1 protein-coding gene is annotated in these 1,835 nt (G+C 44.1%); it reads right to left on the bottom strand.

Going from position 1 to position 1,835, the window contains the following annotated elements; all coding sequences use genetic code 11:
* Positions 1-166: 166 nt before the first annotated feature.
* Positions 167-1,519: a Fic family protein gene (locus ACYVBM_RS19800; protein ID WP_460687433.1), complete on the bottom strand. Its 1,353-nt coding sequence runs from the start codon at positions 1,517-1,519 to the stop codon at positions 167-169.
* Between the last annotated feature and the right edge of the window lie 316 nt (positions 1,520-1,835).

The following is a 1,835-nucleotide window of genomic DNA, read 5'->3' as shown; positions in this document are numbered from 1 at the left end:
AGTCATAGTTTTTGGAAATGTTGTTAAACATTTTTTCAATCTGCTCGTGTTTTCCTTTGTTGGAATTTTGATAGGGTATAATTACCTGTGTATTCATTTTTATTTTATTTAATAGGAAAAGCGATAAAATTAAAATTTGCTTTTAATAACGGTGTTGGTCTACCCATTAATCACTCCAAATGGCTTTCCATTTTCTAAATTCGGAGGGCATAATCCTGTACCGGGCAAAATTTCCCTCGTGCATCCCCATCAGCTCTGTTTCTACGGCTTCTATAAATTTAGCCCGGTCATCCGGCGGTAGTTTTTCCGCCTCGCTTTTTATGGTGGTTATGGCTTTGTCTTTCTCCATTGCCTGCATGATGATTTTCACGATGACGGCTCTGATTTCTTCCCTGTATTTTAAGCGGAATGTATCAGGCTCGCCCAATGACTGTCGAACGGCGGCATAACGCAATGCCGACCTTTCGTAAGCCCACATAAAAACATCCTTTAACAACCCGATACGGTTCAGTTCGTATATGCCGAGAATACCTTTTACGTAATACGTTTCCGGCACATCTATAAATGACAGGGGAGCAAGGTTATGACGGTTCAGGGGAATATTAGCCCCCAATCGTGAAACTCTTTTATTGACATCATCAAAGGGTTGCAGATAAGGGAAATGAACCAGCACAAAGAAGACCTGTTCAAAAGGGTTTTGAATTTGATTTGCCTTTTCGAGAATGAGGTCGAAAAATTCGGAGATAAGCTGGGGAATGCCCAAAGGGGTAAAAACGGAGTGGGTAATGCCTACGCCAAACTCCCGCAATCTGCCCGATGCTGCCGGATTGGGCAAAAGGTTATTAGAGAGCAGGGCATGCAGGTTGAGCATGGTGTATCGGTTAAAACCAATTTCGTCTGCCGTATCCACCAGGAACTCAATCGCATCTTTGTGGTTTAAAATCATTTGGGTTTCTTTGGGCGATTTATCTCCTGCGGGCTTCCCCTCGTGGATGAGCATTTCCGTATCCAACAGCGAATAGGTATTCCCCTCCAAACGGCTGGAGTTCCACGACAGGTCAATCAACAGCCTGTTCAAAATCTGCCGGGCATACGTTCCGGCGGGTTGGTTATCCCCCTGTGTCTTCCCGATTTCCGCCAACTTTTTTTTGTCCTCCGGTGTCAGGTAGCTGTCTATATTGGGGCGGTAATTTTCAAGAAAATCCCTGTTATAACCAACTGGTATTCTTTGGGCTTCAGGTCGGGAAACAAGGGCAAGGATTTCTTTGCCCTCCGGGGATAGCGGAATTAAATCTGCCGGGCTATCCTGTGCTTCTGCCTGTTGCCCTTTCGGGAAATAGCGTGTTGCCCGGGCTTCTCCCGATACAATGACCCGGTTATTGTCTTTCAGTTCCCTAAGCCGTCTTTGCAAAGTCCGCTTCTCGATTGGAAACCCCAAACCGTCCATAATCTGCTCAATGGATAAACCGTTTTCGGTCAATAAAGCTAAGATGGCTTCTGTTTGCTGCTTTTTTGTCATCGCCCCGGTAGTGTTTAAATCACGACAATATTACGTTTATTTTGTCGCGAAAACAATTATTGCGACATATTGTTGTCGCAATACCGCTATCGTGACAGCTTTTTGTCGTTAAATGGTTCTTCATCCGGGAACTGCAAAATGAATATTCAGGCTTTTACCCTTGCTGTACTAAATGCTGTAAATCCGGGTCATTCTTAATGCGCTCCATTTCGTTTTAAAAAATGTTCACGACATCCAGCTTTATCTGTTTGCAATTGCTCTCGATTTCCTACTTCATATTATCCGCTCCGTTTTCATCGGGGCTTATCCGAAGAGA

Source organism: Niabella aquatica (genome assembly GCF_054779315.1).
This window is presented reverse-complemented; position numbering and strand designations above follow the sequence as displayed.